Origin of the sequence: Streptomyces sp. NPDC014894 (assembly GCF_043080985.1) — a bacterium.
In the GTDB taxonomy this organism is placed as follows: Bacteria; Actinomycetota; Actinomycetes; order Streptomycetales; family Streptomycetaceae; genus Streptomyces.
Genome location: NZ_JBIBWD010000009.1, coordinates 189,466 through 203,749, shown reverse-complemented (window position 1 = coordinate 203,749; position 14,284 = coordinate 189,466). Strand labels below are relative to the sequence as shown.

Annotated in this window: 13 protein-coding genes; 3 read left to right on the top strand and 10 right to left on the bottom strand. The window is 71.6% G+C overall.

From position 1 onward, the window contains the following. The first annotated feature begins 276 nt into the window (after positions 1-276). Both ACF089_RS22550 and ACF089_RS22545 read left to right on the top strand, forming a co-directional pair. Entirely contained in the window at positions 277-510 is a 234-nt protein-coding gene (locus ACF089_RS22550) for a hypothetical protein (RefSeq protein WP_392029246.1), read from the top strand. A 373-nt stretch (positions 511-883) separates the two neighbouring features. Next, the gene (locus ACF089_RS22545; RefSeq protein ID WP_392029244.1) at positions 884-1,756 is read left to right on the top strand and encodes an alpha/beta fold hydrolase; all 873 of its coding nucleotides are present in this window, start codon (positions 884-886) and stop codon (positions 1,754-1,756) included. A gap of 35 nt (positions 1,757-1,791) precedes the next feature. Here the strand turns inward: ACF089_RS22545 and ACF089_RS22540 are convergent, their stop codons facing one another. The 10 genes from ACF089_RS22540 to ACF089_RS22495 all read right to left on the bottom strand — a co-directional run bounded on the left by ACF089_RS22540 (position 1,792) and on the right by ACF089_RS22495 (position 12,626). Next, on the bottom strand, positions 1,792-2,580 hold the full coding sequence (locus ACF089_RS22540; protein WP_392029242.1) for a S1 family peptidase: 789 nt from the start codon (positions 2,578-2,580) through the stop codon (positions 1,792-1,794). A 246-nt stretch (positions 2,581-2,826) separates the two neighbouring features. After that, a complete protein-coding gene (locus tag ACF089_RS22535; protein ID WP_392029240.1) occupies positions 2,827-3,585 on the bottom strand; it encodes an ABC transporter ATP-binding protein in 759 nt (252 codons plus the stop codon). After that, entirely contained in the window at positions 3,582-4,637 is a 1,056-nt protein-coding gene (locus tag ACF089_RS22530; protein WP_392029238.1) for an iron chelate uptake ABC transporter family permease subunit, read from the bottom strand. Before ACF089_RS22530 ends, ACF089_RS22535 begins: the two co-directional genes overlap by 4 nt. Next, on the bottom strand, positions 4,630-5,592 hold the full coding sequence (locus tag ACF089_RS22525) for an ABC transporter permease (RefSeq protein WP_392029236.1): 963 nt from the start codon (positions 5,590-5,592) through the stop codon (positions 4,630-4,632). Before ACF089_RS22525 ends, ACF089_RS22530 begins: the two co-directional genes overlap by 8 nt. Before the next feature lie 68 nt (positions 5,593-5,660). Continuing rightward, positions 5,661-6,647 carry a siderophore ABC transporter substrate-binding protein gene (locus ACF089_RS22520; protein WP_392029234.1) on the bottom strand — a complete coding sequence of 329 codons (987 nt, stop codon included), beginning with the start codon at positions 6,645-6,647 and terminating at the stop codon, positions 5,661-5,663. Between the two features lie 319 nt (positions 6,648-6,966). After that, the gene (locus ACF089_RS22515; protein WP_392029232.1) at positions 6,967-7,377 is read right to left on the bottom strand and encodes a hypothetical protein; all 411 of its coding nucleotides are present in this window, start codon (positions 7,375-7,377) and stop codon (positions 6,967-6,969) included. Between the two features lie 226 nt (positions 7,378-7,603). After that, a complete protein-coding gene (locus tag ACF089_RS22510; RefSeq protein WP_392029230.1) occupies positions 7,604-8,965 on the bottom strand; it encodes a cytochrome P450 in 1,362 nt (453 codons plus the stop codon). A gap of 91 nt (positions 8,966-9,056) precedes the next feature. Continuing rightward, positions 9,057-10,649: a cytochrome P450 gene (locus ACF089_RS22505; RefSeq protein ID WP_392029228.1), complete on the bottom strand. Its 1,593-nt coding sequence runs from the start codon at positions 10,647-10,649 to the stop codon at positions 9,057-9,059. A gap of 13 nt (positions 10,650-10,662) precedes the next feature. Beyond that, positions 10,663-11,562 (bottom strand): hypothetical protein, encoded by a 900-nt coding sequence (locus tag ACF089_RS22500; RefSeq protein WP_392029226.1) that lies wholly within the window; start codon positions 11,560-11,562, stop codon positions 10,663-10,665. Continuing rightward, a complete protein-coding gene (locus ACF089_RS22495; protein WP_392029224.1) occupies positions 11,559-12,626 on the bottom strand; it encodes a polyprenyl synthetase family protein in 1,068 nt (355 codons plus the stop codon). The genes ACF089_RS22500 and ACF089_RS22495 overlap by 4 nt, the downstream gene beginning before the upstream one ends. Before the next feature lie 643 nt (positions 12,627-13,269). Here ACF089_RS22495 and ACF089_RS22490 point away from each other — a divergent pair. Then, positions 13,270-13,764, top strand: coding sequence for an acyl-CoA dehydrogenase family protein (locus ACF089_RS22490; protein WP_392029222.1), 495 nt, complete (start codon positions 13,270-13,272; stop codon positions 13,762-13,764). The last annotated feature ends 520 nt before the right edge of the window (positions 13,765-14,284 follow it).

Genomic DNA, 14,284 nt, shown 5'->3' with positions numbered 1-14,284 from the left:
CCGCGTCCCACTCCTGTCTGGAAACAGGGGAACGGCGGCGCTCTGGTTGTCATCTCATCCGATTGATGGCTGAAATCCGTACACAGGGCCGGAGTTCAACTCTCGGGTGAGCCGTGCGTACGCCCTGGGCGGGAAGTCGGCGGCAGGGCGGGCGACGTCGATTCGGGCCGGAGCACGGCCCGCCCGCGCGGCGGAAGCGGACGGCCCGCGATGCCGGGGCGGCGGACCCCGGAGCTACGATGCGGGGCGACGAACATGAGTACGCGAGTGAGGGGGATGTCCGTGCTTGGTGTGGTCCTGCTGGTGGCCATGGCCGCCGTCGTCGTCGGAGTGGTCTACGTCCTGTCCACCTGGCGCCCCTCCCCCCGCTGGGCCAACCGGCGCGGCCGCAACTGCCCGGGCTGCGGCGGCTTCCGGGCGCGGACGGTGGTCAGTGACGACCGGCTGGACGGAATGCTGGAGTGCCGTGCGTGTCACCGTGTGTGGGAGCCGGCGGACCACAGCTCCTAGCGGCGCTCCCGGTCCTCGGCCGGCGGTCCACGGGCGACCGCGGATGAGATCCGCCGCGGTGGGGGCGGCCGGGCCTTCGCGGCGACCGAGGCCGCCCGGCGCACCGCCGCGCGGCCGACCGCGCCGTGCCGCGCCGTGCCGTGCCGTGCCGTGCCAGGGACGGTCCCGGCGGCGACCGCGCGCTCCCCCACTTGACCACCGACCGCCGCCCGACGGCCGATCGGCGCTCCGGAGCCACCGCCGCCCACAGCGCCTGAGCACCTGAGCAGCCCCGACGCGTACCCCGATCCGCAGGCCCGACCGGGGCTTCCCGCCGGATTCACGCTCCTTGCGATACGATACGTCTCGTCTCTACTGCGACAGGAGGAGCATCATGGAACGCTTCGTCGAGGCCGCGCCCGGTGTACGCCTCTGGGCCGAGGAGCGCGGCGGCGCCGACGCGCCCCCGCTGCTGCTGATCATGGGCGCGCAGGCGTCCGGCCTGGGCTGGCCGGACGAGCTGGTGGACACGCTCGCCGCCCGCCATCGGGTGATCCGCTACGACCACCGCGACACGGGCCGCTCCACCTGGGCCTTCGACGAGCGGCCCTATCCCCTGGCCCGGCTCGCGGACGACGCCCTCGCGGTGCTGGACGGCCACGGCGTCGAGCGCGCCCATGTCGTCGGCATGTCCATGGGCGGCTCGCTCGCACAACTCCTCATCGCCGACCGTCCCGAGCGGCTGCTGAGCGCGACCCTCGTCGGCACGAGCGCGCTCAGCACCGCCCCGTACATCCGTCCGGACGGCACCCGGACCCCGCCCGAGGAGCTGCCCGGCATCGCACCCCGTCTGCTGGAGATGTGGTCGCGGCCCGTGGCCGACCTCGGTCTGGAGGCGGAGCTGGAACGGCGGGTCGAGCACTGGCGGGCGCTGGGCGGCGATCTGCTGCCCTTCGACGCCGACGAGGCCCGCGCCCTGGAGCGGAGGATCGTCGAGCACACCGGGCACCACACCGCGAGCACCGCGCACGCCCGCGCCGACGCCTCCGGCCTGGACCGCACCGAGCGGCTCGCCCGGACCTCGGTGCCGACCCTCGTCGTCTCCGCCCCCGCCGAACCGGTCTTCCCGCCGCCGCACCCCCAGCACATCGCCCAGGCGATCCGGGGCGCGCGCCTCGTCGAGATCCCCGGCATGGGGCACGCGCTGCCGCGCGCGGTGCTCGCCCCGCTGGCCGCCGCGATCCTGGACCACACCCTCGGACACTGACGCGCGGCGGGCGGCCCCGGGCGGACCGGGCGGTGTCAGGAGACGGGCAGCCCGAGGGCCCCGGCGACCGCGCTGGTGCGGGTGAAGACGGAGTCCGGGTGGTCGTTGTCGCAGTACTTGTTCCCGGTGGAGACGATGCCGATCACCTTCCCGCCGGCGACCAGCGGACCGCCGGAGTCGCCGCGGCAGATGCTGTCGTAGGTCCCGGCGGTCGGCGCGCCGCACACCTTCAGCGCCCTGGAGTCGGTCGGTTCGGTGAACGGCTCACAGGTCTTGAGGGGAGCCAGGACGAGCACGGCCGACTTCAGCCGTGTCGCGGGGGTGTCCCTCGCGGTCCTGCCCCAGCCCACGGCCTTCGCCTTCTTCCCGAGGGTGTAGAGGGCCGAGTCCCGGGAGCCCGCGACCGGCAGCGGGGCGTACGGCATCGGCGCGGAGAGTTCGAGCACGGCCGCGTCGTAGGTGAGCCTGGCCTGCTCGAACTTCGGGTGGAGCCTGACCGAGGCGATGCCCCGGACCGTCCCCTCGGTCCCGGCGAGGCTGGTACGGCCGCCGACGACCCTCAGGGCGAGGGCGGCGTCGGCGTCCGCGACGCAGTGCGCGGCGGTGAGGACCTTGGCGGGCGCCACCAGCGTGCCGCCGCACACCTGGCGGCCGTCGGACGTTTCGATGAGCATCGCGTACGGATGGGCCTTCACGGTGGTGTTCCGTCCGCCGTGGACGGCGGCGGCGGGCGTCACGGCGGCCGCGAGCCCCGCCGCGGCCAGAACGCCCGCGGTGAGCACGGCGGTCGCGGCACGCCTGTCGAACCTGTTTCGCATCGGCATATGAGCCCCCTCAGAAGTCGGCACGGGGGCGCGCTGCACCGCGCCTCCCCTGCGACAGGACGGGAAAAACGCCGGATGTGTTCCCTTCGGGCGGTCGTTCGTCCGCGGCCGGACGCTCGGTCGGGCACTCGGGACGGCCACCCGGGCCGGGCGCTCGCCGGGCGCTCGGCCGACGCTCGACGGGGCGTGGGCCCGCGTACCGCTCGGCTCCGGCGCGCCCCGGGACAGGGCGCGCCCGGTCGCGTCTCAGCGGTAGTAGACCGCGGTCCGCTTCCCGTCGACCTCGTGGACCTGGACCGGAGTGTCGAACACCTCGCTGAGCACCTCGGCGCGCATCATCGCGTCGACGGTGTCGGACGCGGCGATACGGCCGTCGCGGAGGGCGATGATCCGGTCGGAGTAGGTGGCGGCGAAGTTGATGTCGTGGACGATCAGGACGACGGTCTTGCCGAGTTCGTCGGCGGCGCGGCGCAGCTGGCTCATCATCCGGACGGAATGCTTCATGTCGAGGTTGTTGAGCGGCTCGTCGAGCAGGACGTACCGGGTGTCCTGGGCGAGCACCATGGCCACGTAGGCGCGCTGCCGCTGGCCGCCGGAGAGCTGGTCGAGATAGCGGTGCTGGAGATCGCCGAGGTGGAGGAATTCGAGCGCGTCGTCGATATGGGCGATGTCCTGCGGGGTCAGCCGGCCCCTGCTGTGCGGGAAGCGCCCGAAGGAGACGAGTTCGCGCACGGTCACCCGGGCGGTGAAGTGGTTCTCCTGGCGGAGGATGGAGAGCGTCCGCGCCACGTCCTGCGACTTGGCCCGGTGCACGTCGAGGCCGTCGACGGTCACGGTGCCCGAGGTCGGCTCGGCGAGCCGGCCGATGATGGTCAGCAGGGTGGACTTGCCGGCGCCGTTGGGGCCGACGAGCGAGGTGACCCCGCCCGCCGGTATCCGCCCGGACACCGGACCGAGCACGACGTCCTCGCCGTACGCCTTGCGGATGTCGGTGAACTCGATCACAGGGTGCCCTTCCGGAGGAGATGGACGAGGAAGATCGCCCCGCCGAGGAACTCGATGACGACGGTGAGCATGCCGGAGGCGTAGAAGACGTGCTCCATGATGAACTGACCGCCCGCCAGGGTGATCAGCCCGATGAGGAACGCCATCGGCAGGACCACGACATGCCGGTGGGTGCCCGACATCTGGTAGGCGAGCATCGCGGTGACGAAGCCGAAGAAGGTCATGGGGCCCGCGAGCGCGGTCGACATCGCGATCAGCAGGGAGATCAGCAGCAGCATGAGCGACAGCTCGCGCTTGTGGGCGATGCCCAGGTTGGTGGCGGCGTCCCGGCCGAGGAGCAGGGTGTCGAGGCGGTAGCGGCGCTGCCAGACGACGATTCCGACGATCAGGCAGACGATGCCCGCGATGGGCAGATACCCCGCCTCGGCGCTGCTGAGCCGTCCGAAGAGCCGGGCCGAGAGCACGTCGTACTCGGCGGGCGAGAGCAGCCGCTGGAGGAAGTCCGACAGGCTGCGGAAGGCCAGTCCGAGCACCACGCCGACCAGCAGCAGCACATGGATGCTGCCCTTGCGCCCGGAGAACAGCCAGCCGAACAGCAGCATCGTGAAGCCGGCCATCAGCAGGGTCTGGGTGACGAGCTTCGGCAGCCCGTCCGTCGCGGCGAGCACGCTGCCGCCGAAGACGGCGACCAGGAGGGTCTGCATCAGGATGTAGACGGAGTCGAACCCCATGATCGACGGGGTGAGGATCCGGTTGTGGGTGATGGTCTGGAACACCACCGTTCCCACGGCCTGGGCGAACGCGACCACCGCCATCGTCCCGAGCATGGTCAGCCGGCGCTCGAAGGCGAACTCGAAGGATCCCTCGATGAAGAGGAAGAGGAAGCAGACCACCGCGACGGCGGCGATCCCGCCCGCCAGGGCGAGCCGTACGGCGGCGGGGATGCCCCGCGAGACGGGCCGGGTGCGGCCGGAAGCGGCGCGGGGGCCGGCCTCGCCGCCGTCCCGGGCGGTGCCGGACGGGGGCGCGGCCGTCGGTCGGCTCTCAGACATGGGCCTTCCCTCGCTGACGCAGGATCATGGCGACGAACACGACCGCTCCGACGGCGCCGAGCACCACCGTCGACGGGATCTCCAGCGGGAAGACGAGCAGCCGGCCGACGAGATCGCAGACGATCATCAGGGCCACGCTGCTGAGCACCACCCAGGGCAGGTTCCGGCGGATGTCGTCGCCGCGTGCCATCGAGACGAGATTCGGCACGATCAGCCCGAGGAAGGGGATGAATCCGACGACGACGGTGGTGACGCCCGTGGCCAGGGCGACCATGACCAGTCCGGTGAACATGATGCGGCGGTACGGGAGTCCCAGGCTGGTGGCGGTGTCGCGGCCGAGCCCGGCGATGGTGAAGCGGTCGGCCGCCAGATACAGACCGACGACGATGACTCCCACCACCCACAGCGGCTCGTAGTTCCCGCGCACCACCGAGCTGAATCCGCCCGAGCGCCAGGTGGCGAGCATCTGGAGCAGATTCGTGGACGAGGCGATGTACAGCGTCACCGCGCTCACCAGGGCGCCCAGCATGATGCCCACGATCGGCACGATGACCTGTGACTTGAGCGCGATCCGCCCGAGGACGACCAGGAAGACGAGCGCGCCGGCGAACGCGAAGGCGCTGGCGGCGCCCATCCGCACCATCGGCGAGGCGGCCGGCACGAGGATGGTGAGGAGCAGCACGCCGAGTGCGGCCCACTCGCTGGTGCCCGTGGTCGTCGGCTCGACGAAACGATTCTGTACGAGCATCTGCATGATCACGCCGGAGACGGCCATGGCGGCCGCGGCGAAGACCAGCGCGAGGGTCCGGGGCACCCGGGAGATGAGGAACATGCGCCGGGCCTCGGGGTCCGTGGCCAGGGCGCGCAGATCGATGTCGTAACCGCCGATGAAGAGCGAGGCGGTGACCAGGGCCAGCACGAAGAGTGCGGCGAGCGTGAGCGGGAGTCGGCGCATGGGGCTTCCGGGGCGGTGGGGTGCGAGCGGCCCCCGGCTGAGCCGGGGGCCGCTCGGACGTGGGTGTGTCAGCCGGCCGCGTTGAACGCGGTCGCCACCGTGTTGAAGGAGTCCGTGTACGCCTGGATGCCCTCGGTCAGGTAGAAGTCGCTGGACAGGTAGATGACCTGGTCCTTGGTGCGGAAGGTGGTCTTGTCCCAGGCCTCCATGCCGTCCACGACCTTCTTCGCGGCGATCGCCTCACCGGACTCGGGGCCCACGGCCGCGTCCCGGTCCAGCATGATCATCCAGTCGGGGTTGAGCTTGGCGATCGTCTCGGGGGCGAGCCCCGAGTTGTCGTGCACGGAGGTGCTCTCCTCGCCCTCGGCCTCGAGCACGTTCTTCAGGTTCAGCGGCTCGGAGAGCCGGCCGATGCGGCTGGCGCCGTTGTCGACCTTTCCGGCGCTGGCGACCGCGAGGAACACGCTCTCGCCCTTGGTGGCGTCGGCGGCCGACTTCTGGGCCTTGTCCAGGGCGGCGACGATCTCCTTGGCCTTGGCCTCCTCGCCGAAGATCTTCCCGAGCTGCTCGGTCTGGGTCTTCAGCGACGCGACGTATCCGTCCTTGGCCTCGTCGGACGGGGCGACGTCGATCGTCTTGCCGATCTTGGACAGCTTGTCGTGGTGGTCGGTGAACCGGTAGCCGCCGATGATCAGGTCGGGCTCGCTGGCGTTGAGCGCCTCGAACTTCGGCTCACGGTGGGTGCCGACGTCCTTGATGGACGCGTCGTTCATCCAGTCCTCGAAGCCCTCCTTCGGGAGGAGCGCCTTGGGCACCGCGACCGGCTTGACGCCGAACGCCTTGAGCGTCGCGAACGACGTGTTGTCGAGCGCGGCGACCTTGGCCGGCTTCAGGGGCACTTCGAGTTCGCCCTTGGCGGTCGTGACGGTGACCTCGCCCTGGCTCTTGTCCGAGTCGGACGCCTTGCCGGACTCCCCGCAGGCGCTCAGCACGATGCCCGCGCACAGGACCGTGCTGGTGACGACGATGGACTTGCGAAAACGGACGGAACGCACGGCGGATGACTCCTAGAAACGACAGGCGCAGCCGACACAGCGGGGCGACGGAACTGCGAAGAACCCAAGATTTAACTTAGCCTAACCTAACCCTGAATCTACCTGTCCGGAGGGTCAGCTTCCGCCTTGTTCCACGGTCCGCGCGGGCTTCGCGCCCGTGTCTTCGCGGGCTTCGCGCCGGTGTCTTCCGGGCGGTGCGCGGCGGCCCGGCGGGACGGGGGGACGGGGGGCACGCCGGCACGGCGGCACGGTTGTCAGAGCGGGACGGCTCACGGCTCACGGCTCACGGCAAGGCTTCGTCGGCGGCCGCAGGCCACGGTCAGCATCTGCGGTGCCACCACTCCAGGTCCGGATCGGCGGCCGGATCGTGATGCGTCCGGCCGAGCAGGACCGCGTCCAGACGCTCGACCCGTACGCGCAGCTCGGCGGCGGCCTTCGGCGGCAGCAGGAACAGCGCCTCCCGCAGCCGGTCCCGGGACCAGCCCTCGCCGCAGCACGGGCAGGCGAACTCCGCCTCCCACGGCCGCCGGCGCCGCCCGGTGCCGTGGACATGCGCGGACCAGACGCTCAGCGCCGCCGACACGACGCCCGGGGACCACCGCTCCCGTTCGAGCAGCCGGACGGCGGCGTTGGCCGATCCCGACAGACCAGGGAGATCGCGATACCGCACCCACGGCCGCCGCCAGGCATGCTCCCTCGGCCGCAGCGAACCCGGCGTTCTACGCGGCACGGCCCCTTCCGGTACAGATCATGAACGCATCCTGGCACAGCCCGGAACCGGCCGGACGGCCCAGGGCGCAGGGCGCAGGGCCCAGCACGGCGTACCCGCTCATCGCGGGCGCTCGCCGCCCGCGCGGCGCGTACCGGAACCGGCGGCGGGCCGTCCGGCGCACATCGCCGCCGGACGGGCGCGGGCCGGGGGCGGATTGCGCGCCGCGGCCCGTGCCCGTCCCCTCTCAGCGCGGTACGGGCACCATCTGCAGCGGCCCCGTGGTCAGGCTCATCTGGGCCCGCGGCCGTACGGTCGTGCCGGGTACGGGCCGCAGCCGCCACCGGGAGGCGATGGCGGCGAGGGCCAGGGTCGCCTCCGTCATCCCGAACACATCACCGATGCATTTGCGGCTCCCCGCGCCGAACGGCAGATAGGCGCCCCGGCTGACGCTCTTCGCCCGCTCCGGCAGCCAGCGGTCCGGGTCGAACGCCTCCGGGTCCGGGAACAGCCCCGGGTCGCGATGGATGACGTACGGGCTGATCAGCACGTCCGTACCGGCGGGCAGCCGGCGTCCGCCCAGTTCGGTGCGCTCGGTCGTCATCCGGGTGAACATCCACGCGGGCGGATACAGCCGCAGCGTCTCCGTGAAGATCCGCTGGGTGTGGGCGAGCCGCGGGATGTCGGCGTAGTCGGGCGTCCGGCCGCCGGCCAGCACCTCGTCGACCTCGGCGTGCAGCCGCCGCTCCGCCTCCGGATTGGCCGCCAGCAGATGCCAGGCCCAGGTCAGAGCGCTGGCCGTGGTCTCGACCCCGGCCAGCAGCAGCGTCATCACCTGGTCGTGGACCTCCCGGTCCGACATCCGCCCGCCGTCCTCCTCGTCGCTCGCCGCGAGCAGCGCCGACAGCAGATCGCCCCGGTCCTCGCCCGCCCGCCGGTAGTCGGCGACGATGGTGTCGATCAGGGTGTGCAGCCGGCCGAGGGCCGCCGTGAACGCTCGGTTCGCGGCGAGCGGCAGCCTGGCCAGCAGTCCGGTGGGGTCCACCGCCCGGCGATAGGCGCCGCTGACCATCAGCGGCAGGCTGCGCTGGATCTCGGCGACCGAGTGCGGAGCCATGTCGGTGGAGAACAGCGCGCGGGCGGTGACCCGGGCGGTGAGGCCCTGCATCGCGTCGGCGATGTCCATGGGCCGCCCCGCCTCCCACAGCGAGACCTGCCGCGCGCACTCGTCCCGCATGACCTGGGCGTAGGTGGCGATGCGCGCGGGGTGGAAGGCGGGCTGCACCATCCTGCGCTGTCTGCGGTGGTCGGCCCAGTCGGAGGTGATCAGCCCATTGCCCAGGATGGGCCGGGCCTTGTCCTTCACCGGCCCCCCGGTGTCGTACACCCGCGCGTTGAGCAGCACCTGCCGCACCAGTTCCGGATGGCAGGGCAGATAGGCGGGGCGGCTCCCCAGCCTGACCTCGACCAGGTCGCCGAGGGAGGCGAGCGAGGTCAGGAACTCCAGCGGCCTGCGGGCCATCGACAGGGCATGGCCGACACCCGGCAGCCGGCCGGGCGCGGCCGCCACCGCCCAGCCGCGCGGCACGGTGTCGGGAGCGCTCTTCATACGTCTGACATCTCCTTCGGTGGGGCGAGAGGGCTGTCGGTCGTGCGCCGGCGGCGTCCGGGCCGCGTAACCGCGCGAGGCCGTCGGCCGCTCAGCGGCGTTCGCAGATCATGGGCAGCGGGCCCGGTTCCAGGGTGGCCCTCGGCTCGGGCCGCAGCCGTGTCCCGGACACGGGGCGCAGCCGCCAGCGGGCCGCGACGGTCGCCACGATGAGCGCCGTCTCGGTCAGGGCCAGGACGTCGCCGATGCACTTGTGGACGCCCGCGCCGAACGGCAGCAGCGCCCCGCGCGGCACCTGGGCGGCGCGCTCCCCCTCCCAGCGGTCGGGGTCGAAGGCGTCGGGATCGGGGAAGATCTCCGGATTGCGGTGGATGGCGTAGGCGCTGTAGAAGATCATCGTGCCGGCGGGGATCGGCCGGCCGCCGAGTTCGGTGTCGCGGGCGGCCACCCGCATCGCCATCCAGGACGGCGGGTAGAGGCGCAGCGCCTCGGTGATGACGTTGCGGGTGTACGGCAGCGTCGGCAGGTCGGCGTGGCGCGGGGGCCTGCCTCCCAGTGACGCGTCGATCTCGGCGTGCACCCGCTTCTCGATCTCCGGGGCGGTGCCCAGCAGATGGAAGACGAAGGCCAGGGTGGCGGCGGTCGTCTCGCTGCCCGCGACGAGGAAGGTGATGACCTGATCCAGGATCTCGCGGTCGCTCAGCCGCGCGCCGGTGTCGGGGTGCCGGGCGCGCAGCAGTACGGACAGCAGGTCGTCGCCCCCGGACTCGTCGCCGTCACCGGCGCCGGGCCCGCCCGCGCGGTGCTCGCGCGCGCTGTTCCCCGCCGCGCCGGTCTCCGCCGCGCCGTGCTCGCACGCTCTGTCCTCCGCCGCGCCGGGCCCGCGCGCGCTGTCCTGCTCCGCGCCGTCCCCGCGCGGACCGTCCCCGTGCGGACACTCCGCGCGCCGGTCCGCCCCGCCCTCGCGCTCCTCGCTCGCGCGCTCCACGCCGCGCTCGCGTTCCTCGCGCCGCTGACGGGCGATCATCTCGGCGACGATCGCCCGCAGCCGGGTGTTGGCGTGGGCGTACTCCCGGTTGCCGGGGGTGGGGAGCCTGTCCACGACGCCCAGGGGCGCGATGGTGCGCCGGTAGAGACCGCGGGAGATGGTCTTCAGACACTGCCGCGCCTCTTCGACGGTGCTCTCGTCGAGCCCGGTGGAGAAGAGGGTGCGCGCGGCGACCCGCATCAGCAGGGCCTGCATGGTGTCCCCGATGTCCCGTACCTCACCGGGCCGCCAGCCGTCGGTCATCGACCGGGTGTCGGCGCCGACGGCGTTGGTGTACTCGGCGATCCGGGGGGTGTGGAACGCGGGCTGGATCATGCGCCGCTGCCGGCGGTGCTCGTCGCCCCGGGAGACCGACAGGCTGTTGCCGAGCAGTTGCCGCGCCTTGTCGAAGATGCCGCCCTTGTCGAAGTCGTTCGGGCTGAGCAGGATGTGCCGGACGAGTTCGGGGTGGGCCGCGAGATAGGCGCGGCCGGGCCCGAGGCGCAGCTCCACGAGATCGCCGTGGGCGGGGAGGGACGCCAGGAACTCCAGGGGGCGGCGCCACAGCTGGATCACATGGCCCAGCAGGGGAAGGCCGCCGGTCGCGGCGCCGGTGCGCCAGGGCCGGTCGGCGGGGCTTTTCCTCGGGGACGGCATCGGAGAGATCCCCCTACTGAATCAGAGCGTTGACGTCGTTCACGGGGCTCTGGTAGCGCCGGTCCTGCGTGGTCCACACGAAATTGCCGTGGAGAAGGTCGAGCAGCACGTCCCGGGTGAGGTCGTCGAATGCCTTGATGCACTCCATGTCCTCGCCCAGATCGTCCAGCCGCTGTGCGAAGAAGCGCCGGAAGTCAGCCTCGTCCGAGACATCGCACAGATGGAAGCAGTTGGTTATCTGACCGAGCGCGTTCTCCCGGTCGTACGAGTAGAAGTCGTTGACGATGGTGAGTCCGCGCGCTGCCATCCGGGCGGCGAGGCCCGACTTGGAGTGTTCGGTCAGCTCGCGGTTGCGGTAGATCGGATAGGACATCTTCATCCAGAAGTCCACCCCGATGTCCGTGACCCGGAAGCGGAAGTACTGCTCGGGGGAGGTCCCGCAGAGCTTCCGCTTGACCGGGGAGTCACGGAACATGTGGTCGCTGGTGATGAAGGCGCGGGCGCCCTCGTACGCGAAGTCCGCGTCCTCCTTGTCGTAGTAGCGGTCGCACACCGCGCGCACCTGGGGCAGGAAGAGGTCGAAGTCGTGCAGCGCGGGGTCCATGTCGTCCCAGACGAAGGTCACGCAGTTGAGCACGCAGACGGCCTTGAAGGCTTCCATGTCCTTGATGTGCCGCGCGCTCTGCGACCAGCGCACGACGTTCATGTACGAGACCCAGCGGCGGTCGGAGACCTCTTTGCCGAGGGGCGCGACGGCGCGGTTGCAGGCGTCGATGACCTCGCGCAGCTCGGCGTCCGTCATCGGGACCTGCTCGGCGTCGTGCACGAGGTGGCGGCCGAAGAGTTCGGCGAAGCGGTCGGTGCACTCCTGCCAGTAGCGTGCCGTTCCGGCCGGGGTGGCGGTGGTGGTCATGTGTTCCTCCTGGTGGCCGTGCGGGCGATGCGGTGCAGTACGGCGGTCGCCTCGGCGGCGAAGGGGGCGGTGTCGAGGACGCGCAGGGCCTCCCGGTAGCGGTCCTCGATCATGCGCTCGACGGCGGAGCGGGCGCCGGTGACCTCGAAGATCGCGCGTACCTCCCCGGCGCCGGCCTCGTCGAGCCGGGGGTCGCCGATCAGCGTGCGCAGCCGGGCCTCCTGTGCGCTGTCGCACCTGCTCAGGGCGAGCGCGACGAGCGTGGTGTTCTTGGCTGCGCGCAGATCGTCCAGACGGGACTTCCCGGTGTCGCGGACGTCTCCGTAGACCCCGAGCATGTCGTCGCGGAGCTGGAACGCCTCGCCGAGGGGGAGGGCGAAGGCGGTGCAGGCGGCCATGGTCTCGGGTCCGGCGCCGGCGAGGGCGGCGCCGATGTGCAGGGGGCGCTCGATGGTGTACTTGGCGGTCTTGTAGCGGCTGACGGTGAGCGTGGCCTCGACGTCGTCGGTCAGCTCTCCGGTGGCCCTCAGGTCCAGGTACTGGCCGAGCATGACCTCGGAGCGCATCTCGGCTATCAGGGGCATCACGGCGGCGTACTGGGCGGAGTCGAGTCCCGCGGTGTGCAGGAGTTCGTCGGACCAGGCGAAGGCGAGGTCGCCGAGGAGCACCGCGGCGCCGGCGCCGAAGCGCTCTCCGCGGCCGTCGCCGCCCTCTCCGGCGAAGGCCCGGTGAATGGTGGGGCGGCCCCGGCGGGTGTCGCTGCCGTCCATGATGTCGTCGTGGATCAGGGCGAACGCGTGGAACATCTCCAGCGACGCGGCGACCCGTACGGCCGAGGCGCCGCCGTGCTCCCCGCCCACCGCCAGCCGGCCGGTCAGCAACAGGACCGGTCTGATGCGTTTGCCGCTCTCCATGAACGCGGCCAGCGCGTCCAGGAGCTGGACCATGGGCACATGGCCGCAGTTTTCCTTCTTCTCCGCGAGGAAATCGGAGATGACCGTGTTGACGTCTTCCGTGGCCGCCGATGTGCAGAATGGTCCGGGGGAAATCATCTGCGTGCTCATACGGCTGGTTCATCCTCCTCGTGTCGTCGCGACCGGGACCGCGACCGCGCCGGGGAAAACCTCGCGGGATCGCCGGGACTTCGCCGCCCCGGGGAGCGGAATGCGTACGGAACCGTGGTGGGCCGGTTGATGTGTCTGCCGTGAGCGGTGGATCGCGTCGCTTCGGTCGTACCGGTCTCGGACGCGCCGATCCCGGTCGTGCCGTTCATGGTCGTGTCGCTCGGGAATGGTGCTGGTGCGGCGGCACTGTGCGACAAGCCGGGAATGCCTCAGGGGGCGGGACGCACCCGCGGTGCGCCGGGGCCGCCGAGTTCGGCCTCGCGACGCCGGACGGGGTCCTGGCGGAAAGGACCCGGTCGATACGGGCCCTCGCGGTCCGGCCCGCCGCCCGTCGCGTCCGGGAAACGGCCCGTGAAGCCGTTGACCGGCGGTGGCGTTCCGTCGACGGCCCCGGTGGCGAGCCGGCCCGGCGGACACGGACGGTCCTGCGGGCGAGGGCCTCGCGCATGGAACAGAATCCCGGATTTCAAGGATTTCGTCACGCTGTCCCCCAGTGAGTGAAATTACTGTCATGAAGGCAATTGAGCCTCCCGATCCGGCATCGGAATACTAGGCACACGACCACCTGCGGAGACAAGGCCACGTGATCTTCGGTAACTTGACCCGGCGTCCGGGGGAAGACCCCGGGACACCCGGTGAGATCCTGTACCGGCCCGGACGGGCCCGTCAACCTCATTCAAGCTACAGCTTCTTGACAGGACGCCGTTCGGTACGGCATGGGACCGGCGTGCGCCGCACTGTTTTCACCGAAGAGCCCACACGGTGTTTCGATCGGAACTGCGGGACTTCATCACCGGGGAAGTCGCGCGCATCCCCAGCGAATGGGCGCGTTCCGCGCGACTTCCGCCGGAAACTGGGCGAACTCGGCATCTTTCGTTTTGGTATCCCCCCGCGATACGGATGCGCGGGCCCGGGGGGTTTCGCCTTCGACGCCGTTATCACCGAGGAGTACGGGGGATCTTCGGCAGGGGAAGCGCCCGCCCGGCGCTTCCGGCCCTCCGGTCGCGTCACGGGTGAGCCGATGACGGTGATCGCGATCACCGGGCCGGCCGCCGGGCCGGAGCGCGGCGGCCGATGACGGTGATCGCGGACGAACCGCCCGGACCGGCGCCCGCTTCCCGCTCGACGGCGGCCGATCGTCACCGGGGCGCCGCGCGAAGCCGACGCCACGGGCATCGACACGTGTCTCCGGCCTCACGGAGGAACGGCCTTGGGCCGGAGCGCCCATACGCCGGGCGAGCGGGCTCGGCCCCGGCGGCACCGGCCCGATCGCGCTGCCCTCCGGGTACGGGACGCTCTGGAGAACGACCGTTCACATCACCACGTGATCGGATCGCTCGCGGCGGACCGTCCCCTCGCGGGGGCGGGGCCCGGAAGCCGGCGGGCCCGCCCGTCCCCGTACCGCCCGCCCGGAAGCCGTTCCGCGAGCCTTCGGCGATCGCACCCCGGCTCTGCGGCGGCGGTCCACGCGCCGGATCCCTTGGTTCTTCTTTCAGGCCGATGAATGACAAGCCCTCGGACGGCCTACAGCCGGACCGCACAGCCGTAAGGCATTCCTAAGGCCCGAAGCGTCTGCGCACCGCCCGCGAGCGCGGGAA